Raw genomic sequence first — 21017 nt, forward strand, 5'->3', positions numbered from 1 at the left:
GCCGGGAATGTCCGTCTCCTTTCTGGTGTCCGTCGGGGTTGGCTGGCTGTTGGCGGGCGCACCCGCGCGGGTGGATCGCATCGTGCCGTGCACCCCGGATACGCCCGATTGGATCGCGGCGAGAGATGCGCTGAGCGCGCTCGACCAGCAGTTGGAGGCGCTCCCCGACGACGGGGACGTCGCCCCGGTGCGGACGGCCATGGCGTCCCTGCTGGGCCTGCGGTGTTTCGCGATCGCCCGTCAGGAGGAGACGCGCCCGCCGGTCGCGTGGGATGACGAAACGGATGTGTCGGCGCTCGCGTTGAAGGTGTGGTGGCGCGTCGGGGGAGAGGACTTCTTCGCGTCGCATCTGGAGCTCGGGGCTCCTGGGCGCCACAACATCGTGATTCCGCCGGACCTTCGCGAAGTGCTGACGCGCGAGCATTCTCCGAAACACCGGCTGGCGGACCTGCTGTGTCCCGCGAACGCAGGCGCGTGCGGCGTGGAGACCGAACCCTGGCTGCTGCGGGCGGAGCGGGTGTTCCAGTCGGAGAACCCGCGCCGCTCCGGCCTCTCCCGAGACAAACTCACTCCTCCCCTGGACTGCATGGCGGTGGCCCAGAAGAAGCCTTCGCGGCTGCGTTACGTCGCCTGGCGCGGGTGCCTGGGCGGGATCCAGGGCCCGCGGACCTTCCAGTCGGTCCTCCCCCTGGGGCGCATCCGCGCGCCGATGGATGGCTGGCTGGTGGTACGGGGTCGGCGGGGGCACTACAGCTTCTGTGATCAGCTCGATGCGTACCATCTGGGAACGGGCACCGCGTATCGCTCGAGCAGCTGCTCAAAACTGGTCTTGAAGTCCCGGGGCGATGTGGATGGGGCGGCCACGGATGCCACGCGGCAAGGCGAGGTGAAGGTGGGGCGTCTGGCGGCGGATCGCCTTCGCGAGTTGACGTGGATGCTGCTGCTCGCGCCGGAGGTGCGCGACAACGTGCAGGTGGCGACTCAGCATGTTCCGGTGCCCAAGGGGCTGAGCATCGAATGGCCCACGAAGGGCGGCTGGACCGAGGGGGGCGTGCTCGGAGGGGCGGTCGGAGGGGACTCGGGCCAGACGGTCCTGAGCTGGACATGGTTTCCGCAGGGAAACATGGAGCCTTTTTCGGGCACATGGACGTTCCCGTGGTCCTGGGCCGTCGGGGAGGACCATGCGGACATCCTCCTGGAGGAGGCCGAGTCCGCCTTCGTGGAAGAGTGCCCTGCGCTGGCGTTGCCGTCCCGGCTGCTCGACTTCACGCGCGAGCCTGGCGTCAACCACCTCGACGCTCCGAGCGGCGTGGCCGGAGTGCAAGACGCGCGCGTGGAGGCGCTGCGTTCGTGGCGGCCGTCTCCGGGATGCGCGCCCGGCAAGGACGGTGGGTGAGCCGCCACCGTTCCGCGATCCCATGAGAGCGGGAACGACCTGACGTTTGCAGGAGCAAACAGCCGTCAGGGCAGGCAGCCGGGCGTCACCCAGACGACAGGGCCCTGGAGGGCTGGTGGCGAGGAGGGGGGGCCGGTTCATGCTGGCGCCCCATGAGCGTCCAACTCCCCGACGTCCTCCCTGACGAAGACGTGCTGGACTTCGTGCAGCGCCTCTCCGGTGGCTTCGATGTGCGTCTGTACCAGCAGGTGCTGGGCGCGGCGAACGCGTTCAAGGAAGGCGACGAGGCCATTGGCGTCGCGGCGGCGGACGAGGTGTCGCGCGAGCGAGCCCGGTTGCTGCTGTCGCGCACGCGGCTGGATGACGTTCACGCGCACCCGCCGTTCGAGGACCGGCTGTTCGTCTTCAACCTGGAGGCCTGGGATGAGGCGCGCTGGAAGGGCGTGGCGGACTGGACGCTGGGGCAGCTGAAGGACTTCCTGCTCACGGGGGAGGAGGCGGCCCTGTACGAGGTGCTGGACGGGCTGCCCAGCGACGTCATCGCGTGTGTCGTGAAGCTGATGAGCGACGCGGAGCTGAAGGCGGTGGGGGGCCGCGTGTTCCATCCGTTGCCGGGCAGCCGGGTGGGGGCTCGGGGCTATCTGGGTGCGCGGTTGCAGCCCAACTCGCCCACGGATCATCCGGAGGACATCCGCTGGCAGGTCCTCAACGGCTGGGCCTTCGCGGTGGGGGACGTGGTGCTGGGGACCAACCCGGTGTCGTCGGACCCCGCGACGGTCGCGGCGGTGGAGCTCGCGCTGCTCGACCTGCTGACGACCTTCGGCCTGGAAGACGTGATGCCCCACTGCGTGCTGGCCCACATCGACGTGCAGGCGCGAGTGGAGGCGATGCATCCAGGCACCACGGGCATCTGGTTCCAGAGCCTGGGTGGGAACGACGACGCCAACCGCACCTTCGACGTGACGCTGGAGAAGATGGTGGCGCACGCGGCCTCTCGCACGGGGCGATGGGGCCTGTACTTCGAGACGGGGCAGGGCGCGGACGCGACGAACGGGCATCACCACGGCACGGACATGCTCATCCACGAAGCGCGCAAGTACGGCTTCGCGAGGGCCCTGAAGCGCCGGGTCGCGCTGGCCCAGGAGGGCGCGGGGCGTGAGGCGGCGCCGTGGGTGCACGTCAACGACGTGGCGGGCTTCATCGGGCCAGAGGTGTTCCGCACGCGCGAGCAGCTGGTGCGCTGCTGCCTGGAAGACATCGTGATGGGTAAGCTGCACGGCCTCACGCTGGGCCTGGACGTGTGCTCCACGTTGCACATGGACGTGTCGCTGGACGACCTGGGCTGGTGCCAGGAGCAGCTCGCGGAGGCCGGGCCCGCGTACCTGATGGCGCTGCCCACGCGGAATGATCCGATGCTCAGCTATCTCACCACGGCCTTCCAGGACCACGTGTGGCTGCGCGAGCGGTACGGCCTGAAGGTGGATGACCGGATGGGGTCCTTCTTCCAGCGGCTGGGGGTCATCGACGCCGACGGCCGGCCCACGGAGCACTTCGGGGATCCGCGTCACGTCTACGTGCAGTACCGCCGGCACAAGGGGGACTCGCGGCCAGAGGCGGTGCTGCGCGCGGAGGCGGAGGCGCGGATGGCGGAGGTCGGCGCCCGTGGCGTGCCGCTGGCGGTCGGTCACGGCGACGAGGTCTGGACGCTGGAGCCTTCGCTGGAGAAGGAGCTGCGGCGGCTGTACGAGGACGCCAAGGTGGGGCTGTGGTCGGAGCTGTCCGACGAGGCGGTGGAGGCCGTGCCCGGCGCGGTGCGGGTGCGGACGTGCTCCGAGGACCGACGCGACTACATCCTGCACCCGCCGTCGGGCGAGTCGCTGGACGCGACGTCGGAAGCCCTGGTGAGGGCGCTGCGGGAGCAGCGGGCGGGACAGTGGGACGTGCAGGTCGTCATCTCGGATGGGTTGGATCCGCGCTCGTTGATGGACGCGGGCCACCTGGCGCCCTTCCTGGACACGCTGCGCACGGCGCTGGCGTCAGAGGGCTGGAGCGTGGCCCCCGAGGTCCTGGTGGTGAAGCACGGCCGTGTGCGAGCGGGCTATCAGGCCGGGCAGCTGCTGTTCGGCGACCCAGGCGACGCAAGGCCGCGCGCCCTGGTGCACGTGATTGGCGAGCGCCCCGGTTCGGGTCATCACGCCTACTCGGCGTACCTGACGGCGCCGGCCGCGAGCACCTGGGCCCGGCCGGGCGCGGTGGACCACGACCGCACGCGGCTCATCGCCGGTATCTCCGACACGAGCGTGCGTCCGGAAGATGCCGCGCACGAAGCGGTCCGCATCATCGCGGAGCTGGCGGAGAACGCGCGCACGGTGCCCCCGAGCGCTGGCGACACGGCGGCCATGGGCTGAGACATGGGGCCGTGCGTTCGAGGCTCCAGTGGAAAAAGGGACCGGCACCGGGAGCGGGCCGGGGGAGGCCCGCTCCTTCCGGTGCCGGTATCGCGCACATGGCCAGGCGCGACGGGATGTTCCTAACGGCCCCCTCCTCCCGCCGCGATTCTTTTCCCTTCCCGAGGGGGAGGCAGCCAGCCGGCCGCTCTCACGGGCGGGCACCGCGCCGGTCTCAGCGCGGCATCCGGAGCTTGATGTTGAACGTGTAGGACACATTCACCGGACGGCCCTGGAAGGTCATGGGCTGATACGTGCGCGAGTTGAGGGACGACAACACGGCGTCGTCCATGAACGGCAACCCCTTGAGGATGCGGCAGTCCCGCACGCGGCCCTCCGAGGTGATGACGCACTTGGCGACGATGACGCCTTCCACGCCCGCGAGCTGCGCCTCCCGCGTGTAGCTGAACTGCGCGCCCTGGAGCATCACCGGCGGCGTCATCCCTCCCTGGAAGGGAAGCACCTCGGTGCCGGTGGGGCCGTCGGACACGAGCCCCTGCACGCCAATGGCGCCAATGGGGCTGGTGCTCGTCGGATCCCCGTTCGGGTCGCCCACCGGGTCGCTCGCTCCCGGATCCGTCGTGTTGGTCGTGTTCGCCGCGTCCGCCACGCTCGTCGGCCCCGGATCCGGCTTCGGCTCCGGCAGCGTCGTCGGCATCGGCCGCGGCTCGCGCGGGATGCGGTCAACGCGCGGCTTGGGCTTCGATGCCGGCGGGGTGGTCGGCTTCGGCTGCGCGGCTTGCTTCACGCCCTTCTGGATGGAGGGCGGGTTGAAGACGAGGACGGGAAGCTCCGGCTCGAGCGTCTCGGGCAGCCGGCCGGAGATGAAGAACACGAGGCCCAGGAGCCCCGCGTGCACGCTGATGGACACCCACGCGCCCGTGCCGAACCGTCCCGAGCGCAACCCTCGCCGTTCGATGACCGACTCAAACATCTGACCCGCCTCCTGGTTGGGGCGGACGCTCCAGGCGTCCCGTCCCCTCAAGAAGCAACGTACGGAGTCGCGAGGCCCAGAGGGCCGACAGCGCTCCATGTCTTGGTCATCGTTCGGTCATGACGTGCCGCCGCCCAGCACTTCCATGCGGTAGCCCACGCCGCGCAGCGTGTGGATGGTGAAGCCCGACGTGCTCGTCCACCCGAGCTTCTTCTTCAGGTTCGACACGAAGTTGTCCACCGTGCGCGGATCCACGACGACGTCGCGGCCCCACACCGCGTCCAGGATCTCTCCTCGGGGAAGCGCGCGGTCGCGGTGCCGCAGCAGGTACGCCAGCAGGTCGAACTCCGTGCGCGTCAGGTCCAGCTCTCCGCCGTCCGTCCGCAGCACCGCCCTGCGGCCCAGGTCCAGCGTGAAGGTCCCGAAGGTCATCACCTGTGGCGGCGCCGTGCCGGACCTGCGCACCAGGGCCCGCACGCGCGCCAGCAGCTCGCGCAGCCGGTAGGGCTTGGTGAGGTAGTCCTGCGCGCCGGCCTCGAAGCCGCGCACCAGGTCGTCCTCCAGCGAGCGCGCGGTGAGCATCAGCACCATGCTCTTGACGCCCTCCGCGCGCAGCCGGCGGCAGAAGCCGTAGCCGTCCTCGCCCGGCAGCATCACGTCCAGGATGAGCAGGTCGAACGCCTTCGCCTGGAGGTGGGGCGCCGCGTCCTTCGCGGAAGGGGCGTCCGTCACGTCGTAGCCCTCGTCGCGCAGGTTGTCGCGCAGGCCCAGGCGCAGGTTGGCGTCGTCCTCGACGATGAGGATGGAGGGGCGGGTGGAGGAATGCGTCTGCGTCGTCATCTGCGTGTCTCGGGAAAGGTCAGCGCGAAGGTGGTGCCCTCCGGGCTGGAGGAGGCCACCTGGATGCTGCCCTGGTGCAGGCCCATGATTCTGCGGCACAGCGCCAGCCCCAGGCCACTGCCGTGCACTTCCGGCCCGGGCTGCGTCAGCCGGTAGAAGTCCTGGAAGACGCGCTCCCACTCCTCCGGGGGGATGCCCACGCCGTTGTCGCTGAAGAGCACCGTGGCGCCGTAGCCCGGCTGCGGATACGCACGCACGGTGAGCACCACCGGGCTGCGCTGGTTGTAGAGGCAGGCGTTGCGGCCCAGGTTGGCGAAGAGCATCCGGACGAGCGACGCGTCCGCGTCCAGCTCCACGTCCTCCACCTCCGAGCGCAGCTCCACCGGCACCGTGATGGCGTCCTGCAGGTCGTCCCGCAGCGTGCCCACCGCCTCTTCCAAGCGGACCCTCGCGGGCCTCAGCGCCCACCGCCCCTTGTCGATGCGGTTGAACGACAGGATGTTCTCCACCAGGAAGTGCAGGCCCTCCGCCGCGCGCACGATGCGGGTGGGGTAGTCCGCGGCCTCCGGGCTGTGGCCCAGCCTGCGCTCCAGCGTCTCGCCCAGCAGGCGGATGGACGCGAGCGGCGTGCGCAGCTCATGCGACACCGTGGAGACGAAGTCGCTCTTGAGCTCCACGAAGCGGTACTTGCGCTGCTGGGCCACCACCGCCAGCGCGGCGATGGCCGACGCCAGCCCGCCGCAAGCCGCCACCAGCAGCGTCTTGAGGCCGTAGCGCGCCTCGATGTCCGCCTCCGCCGCGGCCCAGCCCGGCGTGGCCACCTCCAGCCCCGGCTGCGACAGGGGCCGCACCACGCCTCCGGGGCCCAGCCGCACCTGGGCGTCCCTCGTGATGAGGTCCCTGGCGCGCAGCTCCCGCGTCACGTCCGCGAGCAGCGCGGGCAGGTCCACGGACAGTCCGCGCACCTGCTCGGCCGCGGGCTCCACGTACCATTGCTCGGCCAGGAGCGTGGGGCCCTCCAGCGCTTCGGGCATCACCAGCGCCCCCGCGCCCGCCTCCTGCACGCGCGCCTCGAACGCGTCACTGGGCTCGTGCAGCAGCTGGCTCAACGCCACGATGCGCGTCTGGAGGAAGTCGAAGTCCGCCCGGGTGAGCCGGGGCCGCGCGCGCAGCAGGTCCCGCTGCAGGCCCGCGCCCCGCGCCATGCCCCCCAGCTCCTCCGGCAGGCCTTCGCGCACCAGCGACCGGATGAGGAACGGCGTCGCGTCCCCGCGTTGCAGGTGCTCCACCACGAGCAGCGTGAAGGGCAGCTCCTGCTCGGCTGGCAGCGGATGCGCGGCGTGGTAGCGCAGCAGCGCTTCCACCGCGGCGTTCGTGCGGCCCTCGTTGCCGGTGGCCAGGGCCGTCTCCACCGCGCGCAGCTTCGCCAGCCGCTCCTGGAAGGGCTGGGGCACGGGTCCATCCTCGAGCGCCCGGGCCAGGAACGCGTAGGTGACCTGCGCGGGGGCCTCCACGCCGTCCCGGAGCCGGTCCACGCGGGGCAGGAACTGGTGGCCCCGGAAGAGCAGGTAATAACCCTCCGCGGGCAGCAGCGGATCCCCCACGGCCGAGTTCAGGTTCGGCAACTGGGCCTTCATCCGCTGCGCGAGCGCGGTGCGCAGCGACTCCGCGGCGAGCTGTCCCAGCGCCTCACGCCCGGAGCGGACCTGCGCGCGGGCGTCCTCGCGCTCCTGGGTGAAGATGCGCTGAAGGCTCACCAACCCCCAGCCGAGGGCCAGCAGTCCACAACCCAGGGCCAGCAATGTGGGAAGGAGTCGGCGCAGCATTCGCGTCCATACGGAGTGTAGCAGTGTCGGCGGGATTACGGGCCTTTGGCCCGCGGGATGAATAAATAGGAGCGGCCCCGCGTCCCCTCAGGGTCTGAAGATCGGAGACGAAGTCATGGGTTCTCGATGGTGGGTCTGTTTGGTAGTCGGTCTGGCCACCCAGGGGGCGCTCGCGCAGACCGCACCGGTCGCCGCGGACGACTGGGGCGATGATGCATACGGCGAGCAGTCCAACGCGGAGGATTCCGGGCCTGTCGCGCCCAGCCCGCCGCCCGACCTGCCGGCCGAGTCTCCGACCCCTCGCCCGTACGCCGGCGCGGTGTGGACGTCCGGGCACTGGTATTGGGATGGCGACCAGTGGCAGTTCAAGTCCGGAGGCTGGGTGGAGCGCATGCCCGGCTACCAGTACGTCAATGGCTACTGGGCGCAGGACGAGGACGTCTGGCGCTGGGTGTCCGGCGGCTGGGCGCAGCAGGGCTCCACGGAGGTGGAGATTCCCGTGGAGGTCGCCAGCGAGGACGTGACGGCGACCCAGGCGCCGCCGCCGCTGCGCGTGGAGGCGCCTCCCCCCGCGCCGGCCACCGACTACACGTGGGCGCCGGGCTACTGGTACTGGGGCGTCAACGGCTATGAGTGGATCTCGGGCTCGTGGATGGCGCCGCCGCGTCCAGGCCTGGTGTTCGTGTCGCCGCGCTGGATCCGCCGCGGGCCTTCCTACGTGTTCGTCGGCGGCGGCTGGGCGTGGAACGGCTCCGTGCGCGTCATCGTCCCGGTGTACCGCCACGCGAGCATCGCGGTGTCCTTCGGCCGCCCGAACCCCTTCCTGCGCACCTGGTATCGGTATCCGGGCGTGTCGTGGCGCTACTACGGCTACGGCTACCACCGCTACAACCCGGGCTACTACGGCGGCTACCGGCGGCCGGGCAACTACTACGGCTCGCGCTCGCACCCGGCGTCACCCGGTCCCCGCTACCACCCGTCCAATGGCGGCTACGGCAATGGCCGCCCCGGTGGGGGCTACCACCCGTCGGGCGGCGGTAGGGGCGGAGGCAGCTCCAGCGGCGTCCACCAGCAGTCGAACGGCGGAAGCAGTGGCGGCTGGGGCGGCACCCGCGGGAGTCCCCCGGGTGGGCGTGGCTCGGGTGGCGGCGTCCATCAGACGAGCGGTGGCTCCAGCGGGTGGGGTGGGGGTTCGGGCGGCGGAGTTCGTTCGTCCGGAGGCGGCTGGGGTGGCGGTTCCGGCGGCGTCCGCTCGTCGAGCGGTGGCTCCGGTGGCGATTGGGGCGGCGGCGGTTCCGGCGGCGTCCGCTCGTCGAGCGGTGGCTCCAGTGGCGGTTGGAACGGCGGCGGTTCCGGCGGCGTCCATTCGTCGGGCGGCGGCTCGGGTGGCGGTTGGGGCGGCGGCTCCCACGGCTCGGGCCGTGGCGGTGGCGGCCACGGCGGTGGGGGTAGCCACGGTGGTGGCCACCGCTGAAGGGTGAAGACCGATGGGCCGGGTCAGACCTCGACCTGGCCCATCAGCCACGCCTCCAGCTCCCCCAGCTCGCGCTCCTGGCTGGGGTGGCGGGCGCGGACCTCCGCGACGGCCTGCCGCATCCCGTCGCGGCTGTGCGGCTTGTTGACGAGCGCCGCCTGCAGGTCCTGCACGAGGTCCGGGTAGAGCGCATCCGAGAAGACCTGCGCGCGCGTGATGTGGCTGTTCTCCGTGTCGACGTGGACCTCGAAGAAGCCCCACGACAGGTACTCCACCATCTGGTGGCTGAAGCGGGGCGCGTTGCCGAAGCGCCAGTCCCACGACGCATAGTGTTCGAAGGTGCGCTTGAGCGACGGCTGGCTTTCGAGGAACGACGGCTCCAGCAACTCCGGCTCCGCGGTGCCCCCGTGGAAGTCGCAGAAGGCGCCCATCATCGCCTTCACCAGGGCTTCGTGTGACGCGTCCGGCTGGAGGTCGCGGATGTTCATCACCCGCGAGCGCACCGACGCGCTGCCCTTGGACTCCAGCTTCTTGGGGTGCGGCGTGAGGTAGTTGGCCAGCCGCGACAGGTTGGCGTTGATGAGGAACGTGCCGTGGTGGAAGGCGCGGTCCTTCGTCTCGCGGTACGCGCTGCCGCTGATCTTCCGGGGCCCGTCCTCCAGCGGAATCACCAGGTCGTTGCGCCCGGACGCCTGCGCCGTCACGCCCATCCGCGACAGCGCGTCCAACAGGATGGTGATGTTCGCGGACTTGTTGTAGCCCTCCTTCGCGGACAGGAACGTGAAGCAGGTGTTGCCCAGGTCATGGAACACCGCGCCTCCGCCGCTCGTGCGCCGCGCGAGGAAGACCTGGTCCTCCTCCATCCGCTTGAGGTTGCACTCGGACCAGGGGTTCTGGTTGCGGCCGATGACGACGGTGTTGTCGTTGCGCCAGAGGAAGAGCGTCTGGGTGCGAGGGTCCAGCTCGCGGAAGATCCAATCCTCCGTCGCGAGGTTGAACCAGGGGTTGTACGTCTCCGACAGGAGGATGCGGACTCGCGGTGCTTGAGACATGGGCGCGGAGCATAGCCGCTGGCCTCGCTCCCAAGGCACCTCCGCGCCGTCCGCCGGGGGACATCCCCCAGGGCCTCAGGGTGATGGCCTCGCGGCGCGTGGGTCGGGAGACTCGCTGTCCGTCGGGGGCGCGCGGGGCTTGTCGCGCCGGGGGGACGACCATGCGTGGAGTGTTTTCCCTGTCACGGCCGCACGTGGGTGGGCCGGTGGTGTTGTGGGGTGGGGCGTTGCCGTCCGGAAGCCTCAAGTATCTCACCTTCGCGCGCTACCTGGCCGCGATGCCGCCGGGGGCTCGTGGGCTGGTGGAGGTGTCCGGTGCGTCCAGCGCCCTGGCCTTGGACCTCCTGGGCCGCGAGCGAGGCCTGCCCACGGTGGCGCTGACGGACGTCGTGGGGGAGGCGTACCTCCGGGACCACGGCTTCGGGGGGAAGGTGCGCCACGCGGACTCGCACGCGAGCATGTGGAAGCAGGCTCAGGACTTCGAGCGAGAGGGCTGGTGTTGGCCCCGGCAGCACACCAACGGCGCGCTGGTGGCGTGCGTGGAGTCCTGGGCGGCGAGCCTCCGCGCGCTGGTGTGCGAGCGCTTCCCGACGGTGCGGCACGTGGTGTGTGGCTTTGGCACGGGCGCGACGCTGGTGGGCCTGACGCGCGTGTTCACGGCCGGAGGCTTCACCGTCACCGGTCTGCAGCCGGCGCCCGGCAGGCCGCTGCCCGGCTGGCGCACGTGGGCGGGCCAGAACCTGGGGCAGGAGGACCTGTTCTTCGCGCACCACGCGCGCATCCCCCTCGCCACGGCGGCGCCCGCGTCCGACCCGTTCAACGCGCTCCTGGGCTGGGCCCGGGCCCGGCCCCATCCGGATCAGGTGCTCGTCATCGCGCACAACGCGCGCGAGCAGGCCGCCGTCGCGGAGCACGCCGCCGCGCGGGCCTGACGGGAGGCGGTTGGCGGCGCGGGGGCGCAAGCCGCGCGCTCACCGCGGCCACTCCGTCGCGTGGGAACGCGGCCACGTGGGACAGCTCGCGCTCGGCCAGCCGCAGGAGCGTCCGCGCCAGTCCCGGTGAGTCGCCCTCCAGCGCCCGGGCCAGCTCGCCTCCGGTGCCCGGATACACCCGCTCCACGCGGCGCGGGGCATCCAACCCATCCAGCAGGGACGCCTCCGCGGCGGGGACGTGGCGGGCCAGCAGCACGCGGAACAGACGCACCGCCTCCTCCAGCCGAGCGCGTCCGCTGAGCACCTCGCCGCGGGTGTGGCGCCCCAGGCCCACCAGCACCTGCGTGAGCCATTGGCCGAACAGAGAGGCGTCGTCCGGCGCCGTGCGCTGGAGCTCCGCCGCGGTGTCTCGCGCGCGCTCGTCCATCCGGTCCGCCACGCCGCCCCGGTCCAGGAGCACGCGGTAGCGATTGACTCGCGCGTACGCCAGCTCCTCCAAATCGAACACCGCGAACTCCAGCAGGTGCCCATCCCGGTACACGACCTTGAGGCCGTGGGCCGTCTCACGGAACGCCAGCGCGATGTCTTCCGCGCGCGGCAACCACGCGCGCTCCTGTCGCAATGTTTCAGCGTGTCCCGGCCACGCGATGGCGAAGAAGTCGTGGTCGCTGAAGGCGTCCGGCAGGTAGTCCCGCGCCGCCATTGAACCCAGCGCCACGAGCCCCCGGAAACGGCCGTCCGCGTCAGCCCTGCGCGTCAACTCCGTGGTGAAGGCCTGATAGGCGTCCGCGTCCAAGGGCACTCTCCTCTGGGCTGACCCCGCATCCTGCCCTCGCGACGCGAAGCGTTGGGTGTGGCGCGACGCGTTGAGAAGTGATTGCGCATTGCGTCTCGATTCATGACGCAAAGAGTCGCAGAGGGAAGAGAGGCTAGACACGCGCGGCTTGCATGATCCGGACCTGACATGCATTGCGGTTAAATCCGAGGTTGGCTTGATTTTTATCAGTGTCTCGCCTTATGGGCTGATTCGCGGGTCAACGTTTTCGATGATCCGCCCTCCCCCAGGAGCCTGTATGCGAAACGCCGTCCGGACCCTCGTTCTGACTGTCGCGGTTCTTGCTGTTTGGGCGCGGCCTGCCCGTGCCGCGGATACGTACACGCAGACGAAGTACCCCATCGTGCTGGCGCACGGCATGGCGGGTTTTGATTCGCTGTTCGGAGTGCTGGACTACTTCTACGGCATCGAGTCCGAGCTGAAGTCGGGCGGCGCGAAGGTCTACATCACGCACGTTCCGCAGTTCAACACGAGCGAGGCGCGCGGCGAGGCGCTGCTGGCGCAGGTGCAGGACGTGCTCGCGCGCTCTGGCGCGAAGAAGGTGAACCTCATTGGCCACAGCCACGGCGGCCTGGACGTGCGCTACGTGGCGGCGGTGCGGCCGGATCTCATCGCCTCGGTGACGACGGTGGGCACGCCGCACAAGGGCGCGGACCTGGCGGACTACCTGCGCTCCAACCTGAAGGGCGGCTCGTTCACGGAGAGCGTGCTGGCGTACTTCGCGAACAGCCTGGGCACCGTGCTGGGCCTGCTGTCCGGCCACACGCAGCCCCAGGACGCCATCGCCGCGCTGGGGGCGCTGAGCAAGACGGGCACGTCGCAGTTCACCACCAAGTTCCCCGCGGGCATCCCCACCTCGTCCTGCGGCAGCGGCGCGGCGACGGGCGCGCAGGGGCAGCGCTACTACTCCTGGTCCGGCACCGACCCCTTCACCAACCTGTTCGATGCGTCGGACTACGCGCTGAAGCTGTCGTCCTTCTTCTACAGCGAGTCCAACGACGGCCTCGTGGGCCGCTGCAGCTCGCACTTCGGCACGGTGCTGCGTGACAACTACGACATGAACCACCTGGACGAGGTGAACCAGGTGCTGGGCCTCACCGCCTTCTTCACCGACCCGAAGTCGGTGTTCCGCAGCCAGGCGAACCGCCTGAAGGGCGCCGGCCTGTAGTCCGTGGAGCCCTCCGCCATGAAGAGCCGCGCCGTCATTCTCGTGGTCGCGCTGTGCGCCCTCCTGGGTGCCGGCGTCTTCTCGTGGTGGAGGGGCCAGGCGCAGGGCGCGCCCGGGCCTGAAGTGCCGAAGTCCGCGGAGCCTGTCGCCCAGGCTCCGCGCGCGGGCAAGGGGGCCGCGGCGGTTCCCGGGGTGACGGGCAACGCATCGCCGTCGCCGGGTTCGCCGCTGCCGCCGTTGCCCACGTCGCTCCAGGACACGGAGGAGGACGGCGCCGTCCTGGTGGACGCGTCCGGTCACCTGGTGACGAATCCGGACCTGCGCCGGTTCTTCAACTACTACCTGTCCGCGACGGGCGAGGAGTCCCCCTCGCTCATCCGCGAGCGCATCCTCGCGGCGCTGCGGGCGAAGCACCTGCCCCCCGCCGCCATGGACGAGGCCGTGCAGGTGCTGGACGACTACCTCTCCTATCTCGAAGCGGCCCGAGGCCTGGCGTCGAACCGGTCCGCCGCGACGATGGACACCGCCGAGCGCCTGGAGACGCTGCGCAAGCTGCGCCGCGAGCACCTGGGCGGCAGCGCGGACGGCCTCTTCGGGCAGGAGGAGGCGGTGGACGCGGTGGCCGTGGAGCGGCTGAAGCTCCAGAAGGACGCGTCGCTGACGCCCGAGGAGCGGGAGCAGCGCATCGCGGCCCTGGAGGAGCGGCTTCCTCCGGACGTGCGCGCCAGCCGCGAGGAGTCCGTGCGCCCCTTGCGACAGCAGGCCGTGGAGCAGGAGCTGCTGGCGGCGGGCGCGACGGCGGAGGACCTTCACCAACACCGGCTGTCCACCGTGGGGCCGGAGGCCACCGGACGGCTGGAGGCGCTGGATGCGGAGCGCGCGCAGTGGAAGCAGCGGCTGGCGGACTTCCGTGCGAAGCGCGAGGCGCTGACCCGCGGCGAGCCGGACCCGGCCCGGCGTCAGGCCGCGGTGCAGCGGCTGCTCTTCGACGCGTTCACCCCGGAGGAGCGCCTCCGGGTGGAGGCCGCGGACGCCATCGACGCGGCCTCCGGTTCCGGGGGCGGGTGAGGCCGCCTCAGGAGATCTTGAAGGGCTTCAGCTCGGAGACCTCCTCGAGCAGCAGGGGCTGCGCGTGGAGGTACGCGGTGGTGCGGCGCTTCTGGTCGATGTCGTCGTAGACGCGCTGGATCTGCTGGGGTGTGAGGCCCATGTCGCCGGAGACCTCCTCGGGCGGGATGCCGTGGTTCTTCGCCCAGAGGATGAGGTCCAGCTGTGAGTAGTGCACGGAGAAGTAGAAGTCCTCCTGCGACTGCTCCAGGCTGAAGGTGTCCGTGGTGGGCTCGCGGTCGAGGATGCCCTCGATGACGCCCAGGTGCCGCGCGAGCTTGTACGTCTGCGTCTTGTAGAGGCTGGCGATGGGCTTCACGTCCGCGGAGCCGTCGCCCAGCTTCACGAAGAAGCCCTGGTCATACTCCAGGCGGTTGGGCGTGCCGGACGCGGCGAAGTTCAGCCGGTCCGCGTGGAAGTACTCCATCATCTTGCGCACGCGCTGCTTGAAGTTGGTGGCCGCGACAATCTGCACGTAGGCCTGGGGCGTGAGGCGGAAGCGCTGCTCCTGCCCGTCCACCTGCACCACCACGTAGAAGACGTTGAGGGCGTCCGTGTTGAGCCGGTCGCCGTGCATGACGATCTTCCACTTCATGTCCGGCTGGAAGGCGGGGAACACGGAGCGCACCGCCGCGTCGCGCTGCGAATAGCACCCGGCGGCCTCCAGCACGGGCGCGATGTCGTGCAGCGTGTACTGGATGCCCAGCTTCTCGCAGAGCTCGCGGCCCAGCTTGGAGGACAGCCCGCTGGAGTCGCGCTCTGGCAGCAGCAGGCCGAAGACGCGGTCCGGTCCCAGCGCCCGCACCGCCAGCGCGGCCACGCACGCGGAGTCGATTCCGCCGGAGACCGCGACCACCAGCCCGCGCTTGCGCAGCTTCTTGAGGACGGCCTCCTTGAGCCCGCTCGACAGCGACGCGGCCTTGGCTTCCCAGTCCAGTTCCAGCACCTGCTTGGAGAACTTCATCGTCACGACGACCTCGATTCGGGGGAAGAGAGTGAAGACAGCACGCGCGCGCGCAGGTCGGCCTTGAGCACCTTGCCGGTGGGCCCGCGCGGGAGCGCTTCGGTGAACAGCACGTGGCGTGGCACCTTGTGGACCGGGAGCGCTTCGCGGCAGAAGCGGCGCAGGTCGTCCTCTTTCGGCGTGGCGCCCGGCTGGAGCACGACCGCCGCGCACGCGGCCTCTCCGCCCAGCTCGTCCGGCACGCCCACCACCGCCACCTCCAGCACCGCCGGGTGGCGCGCGAGCACGTGCTCCAGCTCCGCGGGGCTCACCCGGTGGCCGCCCACCTTGAGGATCTCCTTCGCGCGGCCCACCAGGAAGAAGAAGCCGTCCGCGTCGCGCCACGCGAGGTCGCCGGTCCACAGCCAACCGTCGTGGAGGATGGCGGCGGTGTCCTCGGGCGCGTCGAGGTAGCCGGGCGTGACGTTGGCGCCCTTCGCCACGAGCTGGCCCACCTCGCCGTCTGGCAGCGGCGCTCCATCCTCCGCGACCACGGCCAGCGTCACGCCGGGGATGCCCTGGCCGATGGAGCCCGCCTTGTCGGCGGCGCGAGCGGGCGGCAGATAGGACAGCCGCGCGGTGGCCTCCGTCTGGCCGTACATGACGAACAGCTCCGCGGGGTGGAAGGTCTCACGCGTCCAGCGCACCGTGTCCGGGGACATGCCGCCGCCGGCCTGGGTGAGGTAGCGCAGCGTGAGCTTCGCGAAGGCGTCCGGGGACGCCTGACGGCGCAGCAGCTCGAAGGTGAGGGGCACGCCCGCGAACCCGGTGCAGGACTCGGAGGCCATGGCCTCCAGCACGACCCGCGGGTACATGAAGCGCGGATCCAGGAACACGGAGCCGCCCGCGAGCAGGTGCGTTTGCAGCACGCTCTTCCCGTAGCAGTAGTGCAGGGGAAGGATGAGCATGGCGCGGTCGCGCGGCGTGAGGCCCAGGTACTCCACGATGGAGCGCGTGTTCGCCGCGATGTTGGCGAACGTCTGGACGACGCCCCGGGGCGTGCCGGTGCTCCCGGAGGTGTAGACGATGGACGCGGGGGCGTCCGGTGCCAGGGAGGGCAGGGCCGCCAGCGGCTCCACGGCGGCGTCTGGATCCACCGCGCCGTCCTCCTGCACCCACGTGCACGCGGCGGGCGTCAGCAGGGCGCGCATCCGCTCTGGAGGGCGGGCGGCGTGCACCACGAAGAAGCGGGTGAGCTGGGCGCGGCCCGTCCAGCGGCGCGCGTCCTGGCCGAAGATGACGGCGTGGCGAGCCCCCGTCTGCGCGAGGATGCCGGCCAGCGAATCCGCGCCTGTCTCGCGGTCCAGCTCCACCGCGCAAGCGCCCAGCGCCTGCACCGCGAGCCCCGCCACCGTGGCCGCGCAGCCCAGGGGCAGGGCGATGAGCACGCGCGTCCCCGGCCCCACCCCCGACGCCCGCAGCTGCCCCGCGAGCGCCAGCATCCTCGCTTCGAGCCGCGCATAGGTGAGCCGGCCCCACGGTGAGTCCACCGCCGGGGCCTCGGGGGTCGCTCGCGCGTGGGCGCGAACCCAGTCGGGCGCGGTGTCCGCGAGGGCGCTCACGCCGCCTCCAACTGGACCGCGTCCACATCCGCCCGTGGCACGGGGCTCGGGCGGAGGAAGTGATGCGCGAGCAGCTGCGTGGAGGCCACCGCGAACAGCGCCATGGTGTCCGCCTCGCTCTCCGCGGAGTTCGGCGCGCGCAGCTTCGCCACCAGCCGCTCCACCTTGCGCGCGTCGAAGACGCCCGTCGCGGCCACCGCGTCTGGCGCGAGCAGCTCGCGGGCCCACGCGGGCGCCTCCGGCCCCACCAGCGCGCCCGCGATGGGGGCGCGGTAGGGGAACTTGCTGCGCTCCAGGATGGAGGCGGGCACCCGGCCTCGCGAGAAGCGCTTGAGCAGGTGCTTCTCGTCCAGGCCCCTGAGGCGCAGCCGCTCCGGCACGCGCGCGGCGAACTCCATCACGCCGGTGTCCAGGAACGGGAAGCGGCCCTCCACCGCGTTGCCCAGCAGCATGCGGTCGCCCTGCGCGGACAGCAGGTACCCCGACAGGAGCGTGCGCGCCTCCAGGTACTGGGCCCTCGCCAGGGGGCGCCACCGGGCCACCGCCTCCGGCACCGTGGCCAGCACCGACGCCACCGGGTCCTCATGGGCCACCTTCGCGGCGAACTCCGGCGCGAGGAAGCGCAGGATGCGTCCGCTGTTTCCCCAGCGCACCAGATGCGAGAAGCCCAGGGCGTCCGGCGTCTCCAGCCCCGTTCCGAAGAACTCGCGCAGCAGCTCCACGCTCTGCTGGCTCACCGACAGCGTGGGATACAGCCTGCGCAGCAGCAGCGGCCGGTACTTCGACGCCGGCTGACGCGCCCAGAACTGGCGCACCTGCGTCTCCTTGAAGAGGTCGTAGCCGAGGAACATCTCGTCCGACCCTTCCCCTGTCAGCACGACCTTGATGCCCTGGTCGCGCACCCAGCCGGAGAGCCGCAGGAAGGGCGCGGGCGCGGAGCGCATCATCGCCTGCTCGGCGTGGAAGATGACGCCCGGCACCAGCGCGCCAATGTCCCCGTCTCGCATCTCCACGACGCGGTGCTCGGTGCGCAGCTGCTCCGCCACGGTCGCCTGGTGCGCGCGCTCGTCGAACCGGGCGTGCGCGAAGCCCACGGAGAAGGTGCGCAGCGTGCCGCCCAGCTGCTCCTGCGCCAGCGCGCACAGGAGGCTGGAGTCCAGTCCGCCCGACAGGTACGCCGCCACCGGCACGTCCGCGCGCAGCCGCAGCCGCACCGCGCGCTCCAGGACCGCGCCCAGCTCCTCCAGCAGCCGGGGCGCGTCCGCCGGGTCCGGCGTCACGCCGAAGTCCAGGTCCCAGTAGCGCTGGAGCGTCAGCGTCCCATCGCGCCACCTCGCCGTGTGCGCGGGCGGCAGGAGCGACACGCCCTCGAAGGAGGTGCGCGGCGCCACCGGGGCCCACAGCTGGAAGGTCTGCTTGAGCCCCGCCGCGTCCAGCGCGGGCGTCACGAGCCCGCTCGCGAAGAGCGCCTTCGCCTCCGACGCGAACGCCAGCTGGCCGCCCGGCAGGCTCGCGAAGAACAGCGGGCAGATGCCCACGCGGTCGCGCGACATCCAGAGCGTGCGGTCGCGCGGATCCCACAGCGCGAAGGCCCACTGCCCCTCGAAGCGGCGCACGCAGTCGATGCCCCACGTGAGGAAGGCCGCGAGGATGACCTCCGTGTCGGAGCGCGTGCGGAAGGCATACACCCCCGACAGCTGCTCGCGCAGCTCCACGTGGTTGAAGATCTCCCCGTTGAAGACGACGGTGAGGCCGGTGGCCTCGTCGCGCATCGGCTGGTGGCCAGACGCCAGGTCGACGATGGACAGCCGCGCGTGCCCCAGCGCGGCGCCGTCCAGGAGCAGGGCGCGCTGCGCGTCCGGCCCCCGGTGCTTGATGCTGGCGGTCATGCGGCGCAGCCGGTCGGCGTGGAGCGCCGGGCCCGCGTCCTCGCCCGCCGGGAAGGTGAACCCCGCGATGCCGCACATGGGCGTCTCAGCTCGCCTTCGACAGCGCTTGCTTGCGGTCCACGAAGGCCACCACGCGCGCCAGCGAGTCCAGGTTCTCCGGCACCAGCTCCTTGTCGTCGAGCTTGATGTGGAACTCCGTCTCGATGAAGGCCACCAGCTCCATCATGCCGGTGGAGTCGATGAGGCCCTTGCGCAGGAACGAGTCGTCGTCCCCGAAGTCGTCCACGAAGAACGTGTCGACGATGAAGGTGCGCAGCGTGTCACGGGTGCTCATGGGGTGTGTCCTGTCCTGAAGCTGGGGTGTGGGGAGGCGATACGGAAACAACGCACCCGGCGCGCTTGAACGAGCACCGGGCGAAGGAGGGGCCCGTCAGGAGCCCGTGGCGTCGCGGGCCACCAGGTCCAGGCTCATGCTGCGCGCCGGGTTGCCCATGGCGAGCGAATCCGGGGGCACGTCCTGGGAGACGATGCTTCCGGCGGACACCACCGACCGCGCGCCAATGCGCACGCCCGGCAGCAGGATGGCGCCGTGGGCCACCCAGACGTCGTCTTCGATGATGATGGGCGCGATGCGCTGGCCATCCCGGTCGCTCACGCGCACGAACGACGCGAACATGCACCGCGCGCCAATCTGCACGGACTCCCACGCCTCCAGCGACACGCCGTAGTTGAACTGGGTCTCCGAACCCACCAGCAGCCGCGCGTGCTCGTAGCAGACCACCGACGTGGGCAGCATGCCGCCCAGGAACGTCAGCTTGTCGCCCAGCTCCGCGTGGCCGTCGTTGCGCGCAGCCACCGGGCCGTACGCCGCCACGCCCTGGCCCAGGCGGAAGGAGCGGAAGAGCCACTGCGCTCGCGCGACCGCCACCACGCGTTGAGCGCGGGGAAACAGCTCCGTGCGCACCATCCGCATGCCCGCGCGCGCCAGCCGGGCGGCCTCCGCCGGCGAAGGGATGGCGGGCTTCATCGCGCCACCTCGCGCCGCAGCACCCGGGCCGGCGAGCCGCCCACCGTCACGCCCGCCGGGATGCGGCGCGAGATGACCGTGCCGGACGCCACGCTCGCGCCCTTCTGCAGGTGCGCGCCCGGCAGCAGGATGGAGCGGCTGCCCACCGTGACGCCTTCCTCCACCACCAGCGGCACCGACTGGGGGCGTTCGTGCCGGTTGCCCCGGAGCGGGTGGTACATGTTGTCCATCAGCTTGCACCACATGCCCAGCCGGCTGCGTGAACCCAGCGTCACATACGACTGCGCTTCAATGGAGCTGCCGCCCTCGATGGTCACGTCGTCCTCGATCACGATCCGTCCCCCCCGCTGGGCGTGCAGCTCGATGGGCGCCATGCGCGCGTCGAACACCACGCGGTCGCCCACCAGGACTTCCCCCTCGCCGTGAATCCAGACGCGCCCCCAGACGGTCGGGAGGGCGCCCACGGACTCACAGCGACGCAACTTCAGACGCGCGACGGTCGGCCCCAGGCCGAGCAGCATCATCAACGGAATGCGCATAGGTCAGGGCTGGGCCTTCGCGGAGGCGGGCGCCTCGCGCTGGGGTTCAGGCAGGGACGCCAGGAAGGTGACGAGCGCGGACGCCACGCGCGTCCGCCCCTGGGCGTTGAGATGACCGCCGTCGTCCGAGTACGCGGGCACCATCGCTGGATAGGCCCGGCCGTTCACCTCGTACGTCTCACGGGAGCCATCCGCCTGTGACGACTCCAGCGCCGCCAGGTCGAACAGCGGCTCCTTGCCGTCATACGTCCGCCGCATCAGCGCGTTGAACGCCTCGCGCGACACGTTCTCCCCCACGCCGAAGACGGGACGGCCGCGCAGCTCGTTGAACCACGCCTTCGCCCCGCGCTGCACCGTCGTCAGCGGCGCGGTGACGTGCACGAAGGTGACCCCCGGGTGGCGCGACTTCAGGCCCGCGAGCGTGGCGCGGTACTTCTCGAACAGGGCCTTCGCGTCGGTGCTGGAGGTGAAGTCGATGTAGCAGAACTTCACCAGCGCCACGTCCAACTGCTTCGCCAGCCCTCCATCCAGCAGCCGCTCGAAGTGCGCGAGCTTCGTCTCCGGCTGCTCGTTCTGTCCCACGAACGCGTGCGCCAGCGTGCCGGCGGGGATCGTCGCGGCCGGGTCCTTCACCTCCACCACGGAGAGCGCGTCCGGCGCGGGCAGCAGGGCGTGGACGCCTTCCAGGATGTTGCCGCCCACCGACTGGTGGCCAAAGAACACGCGGCGTTGCGACAGCCGCTCCAGGCCCGCGCGCGTCGCGTCTGGCTTCTCCTCCGCCGTGGCCACCGCGCTCCGCGGCAGGACCATGAGCAGCGCGCCAGGGAGGAGCAGGGCACCTATTCGCGCGGGAAAGCCACGAGCGGATCGCATGTGTGGTGCTTTAGACCTTTCCAGCGCCAAGCGTCAAAGGCCCCCGCGTCGTGGCCGGATGCATGCCTTCCAGGCCATCGCATCATGCAAGAGCGGGTCGCGATTGCCCCGGC

18 protein-coding genes are annotated in these 21017 nt (G+C 71.1%); 6 read left to right on the forward strand and 12 right to left on the reverse strand.

All coding sequences use genetic code 11. The annotated features are described in order from the left end of the window. The first annotated feature begins 7 nt into the window (after positions 1-7). The gene (locus tag GTY96_RS17515) at positions 8-1396 is read left to right on the forward strand and encodes a hypothetical protein (RefSeq protein WP_161665308.1); all 1389 of its coding nucleotides are present in this window, start codon (positions 8-10) and stop codon (positions 1394-1396) included. A 152-nt stretch (positions 1397-1548) separates the two neighbouring features. Beyond that, on the forward strand, positions 1549-3804 hold the full coding sequence (gene eutB / locus GTY96_RS17520; protein WP_161665309.1) for an ethanolamine ammonia-lyase subunit EutB: 2256 nt from the start codon (positions 1549-1551) through the stop codon (positions 3802-3804). A 214-nt stretch (positions 3805-4018) separates the two neighbouring features. Here eutB and GTY96_RS17525 read toward each other — a convergent pair whose 3' ends face one another. The 3 genes from GTY96_RS17525 to GTY96_RS17535 all read right to left on the reverse strand — a co-directional run bounded on the left by GTY96_RS17525 (position 4019) and on the right by GTY96_RS17535 (position 7443). Beyond that, a complete protein-coding gene (locus GTY96_RS17525; protein ID WP_143901774.1) occupies positions 4019-4777 on the reverse strand; it encodes an energy transducer TonB in 759 nt (252 codons plus the stop codon). Positions 4778-4894: 117 nt separating this feature from the next. Next, positions 4895-5617, reverse strand: coding sequence for a response regulator transcription factor (locus GTY96_RS17530; RefSeq protein WP_143901772.1), 723 nt, complete (start codon positions 5615-5617; stop codon positions 4895-4897). Next, a complete protein-coding gene (locus GTY96_RS17535) occupies positions 5614-7443 on the reverse strand; it encodes a sensor histidine kinase (RefSeq protein WP_143901770.1) in 1830 nt (609 codons plus the stop codon). Before GTY96_RS17535 ends, GTY96_RS17530 begins: the two co-directional genes overlap by 4 nt. Positions 7444-7558: 115 nt before the next feature. Between GTY96_RS17535 and GTY96_RS38285 the strand changes: the two genes are divergently transcribed. Continuing rightward, positions 7559-8917: a hypothetical protein gene (locus GTY96_RS38285; protein WP_268903951.1), complete on the forward strand. Its 1359-nt coding sequence runs from the start codon at positions 7559-7561 to the stop codon at positions 8915-8917. A 23-nt stretch (positions 8918-8940) separates the two neighbouring features. On the opposite strand, the gene GTY96_RS17545 is transcribed toward GTY96_RS38285, so the two are convergent. Then, positions 8941-9969, reverse strand: coding sequence for a lipoate--protein ligase (locus GTY96_RS17545; RefSeq protein ID WP_143901768.1), 1029 nt, complete (start codon positions 9967-9969; stop codon positions 8941-8943). A 161-nt stretch (positions 9970-10130) separates the two neighbouring features. On the opposite strand from GTY96_RS17545, the gene GTY96_RS17550 reads away from it, so the two are divergent. After that, complete coding sequence (locus GTY96_RS17550) at positions 10131-10901, forward strand: pyridoxal-phosphate dependent enzyme (RefSeq protein WP_143901766.1); 771 nt, start codon at positions 10131-10133, stop codon at positions 10899-10901. On the opposite strand, the gene GTY96_RS17555 is transcribed toward GTY96_RS17550, so the two are convergent. Next, on the reverse strand, positions 10840-11697 hold the full coding sequence (locus tag GTY96_RS17555) for a hypothetical protein (RefSeq protein ID WP_161665310.1): 858 nt from the start codon (positions 11695-11697) through the stop codon (positions 10840-10842). The two genes, GTY96_RS17550 and GTY96_RS17555, sit on opposite strands and share 62 nt — an antisense overlap. 277 nt (positions 11698-11974) lie before the next feature. Between GTY96_RS17555 and GTY96_RS17560 the strand changes: the two genes are divergently transcribed. Continuing rightward, positions 11975-12904 (forward strand): lipase family alpha/beta hydrolase, encoded by a 930-nt coding sequence (locus GTY96_RS17560; RefSeq protein ID WP_143901762.1) that lies wholly within the window; start codon positions 11975-11977, stop codon positions 12902-12904. An 18-nt stretch (positions 12905-12922) separates the two neighbouring features. Beyond that, positions 12923-13972: a lipase secretion chaperone gene (locus tag GTY96_RS17565; RefSeq protein ID WP_143901760.1), complete on the forward strand. Its 1050-nt coding sequence runs from the start codon at positions 12923-12925 to the stop codon at positions 13970-13972. A 7-nt stretch (positions 13973-13979) separates the two neighbouring features. On the opposite strand, the gene nadE is transcribed toward GTY96_RS17565, so the two are convergent. From nadE to GTY96_RS17600, 7 genes are all read right to left on the reverse strand, one after another. Then, positions 13980-14975, reverse strand: coding sequence for an NAD(+) synthase (nadE, locus tag GTY96_RS17570; RefSeq protein WP_161665421.1), 996 nt, complete (start codon positions 14973-14975; stop codon positions 13980-13982). Between the two features lie 2 nt (positions 14976-14977). Then, on the reverse strand, positions 14978-16576 hold the full coding sequence (locus tag GTY96_RS17575; RefSeq protein ID WP_161665311.1) for a class I adenylate-forming enzyme family protein: 1599 nt from the start codon (positions 16574-16576) through the stop codon (positions 14978-14980). Beyond that, complete coding sequence (gene asnB / locus GTY96_RS17580) at positions 16573-18543, reverse strand: asparagine synthase (glutamine-hydrolyzing) (protein ID WP_161665312.1); 1971 nt, start codon at positions 18541-18543, stop codon at positions 16573-16575. The genes GTY96_RS17575 and asnB overlap by 4 nt, the downstream gene beginning before the upstream one ends. A gap of 7 nt (positions 18544-18550) precedes the next feature. Next, a complete protein-coding gene (locus GTY96_RS17585) occupies positions 18551-18799 on the reverse strand; it encodes an acyl carrier protein (RefSeq protein ID WP_143901755.1) in 249 nt (82 codons plus the stop codon). A gap of 96 nt (positions 18800-18895) precedes the next feature. Further along, a complete protein-coding gene (locus GTY96_RS17590; protein ID WP_143901753.1) occupies positions 18896-19492 on the reverse strand; it encodes an acyltransferase in 597 nt (198 codons plus the stop codon). Then, on the reverse strand, positions 19489-20031 hold the full coding sequence (locus GTY96_RS17595; RefSeq protein ID WP_143901751.1) for an acyltransferase: 543 nt from the start codon (positions 20029-20031) through the stop codon (positions 19489-19491). The genes GTY96_RS17590 and GTY96_RS17595 overlap by 4 nt, the downstream gene beginning before the upstream one ends. Before the next feature lie 3 nt (positions 20032-20034). Next, a complete protein-coding gene (locus tag GTY96_RS17600) occupies positions 20035-20841 on the reverse strand; it encodes a hypothetical protein (protein ID WP_235685679.1) in 807 nt (268 codons plus the stop codon). Positions 20842-21017 lie beyond the last annotated feature (176 nt).

Source organism: Corallococcus silvisoli, from assembly GCF_009909145.1.
GTDB lineage: Bacteria > Myxococcota > Myxococcia > Myxococcales > Myxococcaceae > Corallococcus > Corallococcus silvisoli.

Coding starts and splice junctions, on each gene's coding strand:
- GTY96_RS17515 (WP_161665308.1), top strand. CDS start 8: ATGTCCGTCTCCTTTCTGGTGTCCGTCGGGGTTGGCTGGCTGTTGGCG.
- eutB (WP_161665309.1), top strand. CDS start 1,549: ATGAGCGTCCAACTCCCCGACGTCCTCCCTGACGAAGACGTGCTGGAC.
- GTY96_RS17525 (WP_143901774.1), bottom strand. CDS start 4,777: ATGTTTGAGTCGGTCATCGAACGGCGAGGGTTGCGCTCGGGACGGTTC.
- GTY96_RS17530 (WP_143901772.1), bottom strand. CDS start 5,617: ATGACGACGCAGACGCATTCCTCCACCCGCCCCTCCATCCTCATCGTC.
- GTY96_RS17535 (WP_143901770.1), bottom strand. CDS start 7,443: ATGCTGCGCCGACTCCTTCCCACATTGCTGGCCCTGGGTTGTGGACTG.
- GTY96_RS38285 (WP_268903951.1), top strand. CDS start 7,559: ATGGGTTCTCGATGGTGGGTCTGTTTGGTAGTCGGTCTGGCCACCCAG.
- GTY96_RS17545 (WP_143901768.1), bottom strand. CDS start 9,969: ATGTCTCAAGCACCGCGAGTCCGCATCCTCCTGTCGGAGACGTACAAC.
- GTY96_RS17550 (WP_143901766.1), top strand. CDS start 10,131: ATGCGTGGAGTGTTTTCCCTGTCACGGCCGCACGTGGGTGGGCCGGTG.
- GTY96_RS17560 (WP_143901762.1), top strand. CDS start 11,975: ATGCGAAACGCCGTCCGGACCCTCGTTCTGACTGTCGCGGTTCTTGCT.
- GTY96_RS17565 (WP_143901760.1), top strand. CDS start 12,923: ATGAAGAGCCGCGCCGTCATTCTCGTGGTCGCGCTGTGCGCCCTCCTG.
- nadE (WP_161665421.1), bottom strand. CDS start 14,975: ATGAAGTTCTCCAAGCAGGTGCTGGAACTGGACTGGGAAGCCAAGGCC.
- asnB (WP_161665312.1), bottom strand. CDS start 18,543: ATGTGCGGCATCGCGGGGTTCACCTTCCCGGCGGGCGAGGACGCGGGC.
- GTY96_RS17585 (WP_143901755.1), bottom strand. CDS start 18,799: ATGAGCACCCGTGACACGCTGCGCACCTTCATCGTCGACACGTTCTTC.
- GTY96_RS17590 (WP_143901753.1), bottom strand. CDS start 19,492: ATGAAGCCCGCCATCCCTTCGCCGGCGGAGGCCGCCCGGCTGGCGCGC.
- GTY96_RS17595 (WP_143901751.1), bottom strand. CDS start 20,031: ATGCGCATTCCGTTGATGATGCTGCTCGGCCTGGGGCCGACCGTCGCG.
- GTY96_RS17600 (WP_235685679.1), bottom strand. CDS start 20,841: ATGGTCCTGCCGCGGAGCGCGGTGGCCACGGCGGAGGAGAAGCCAGAC.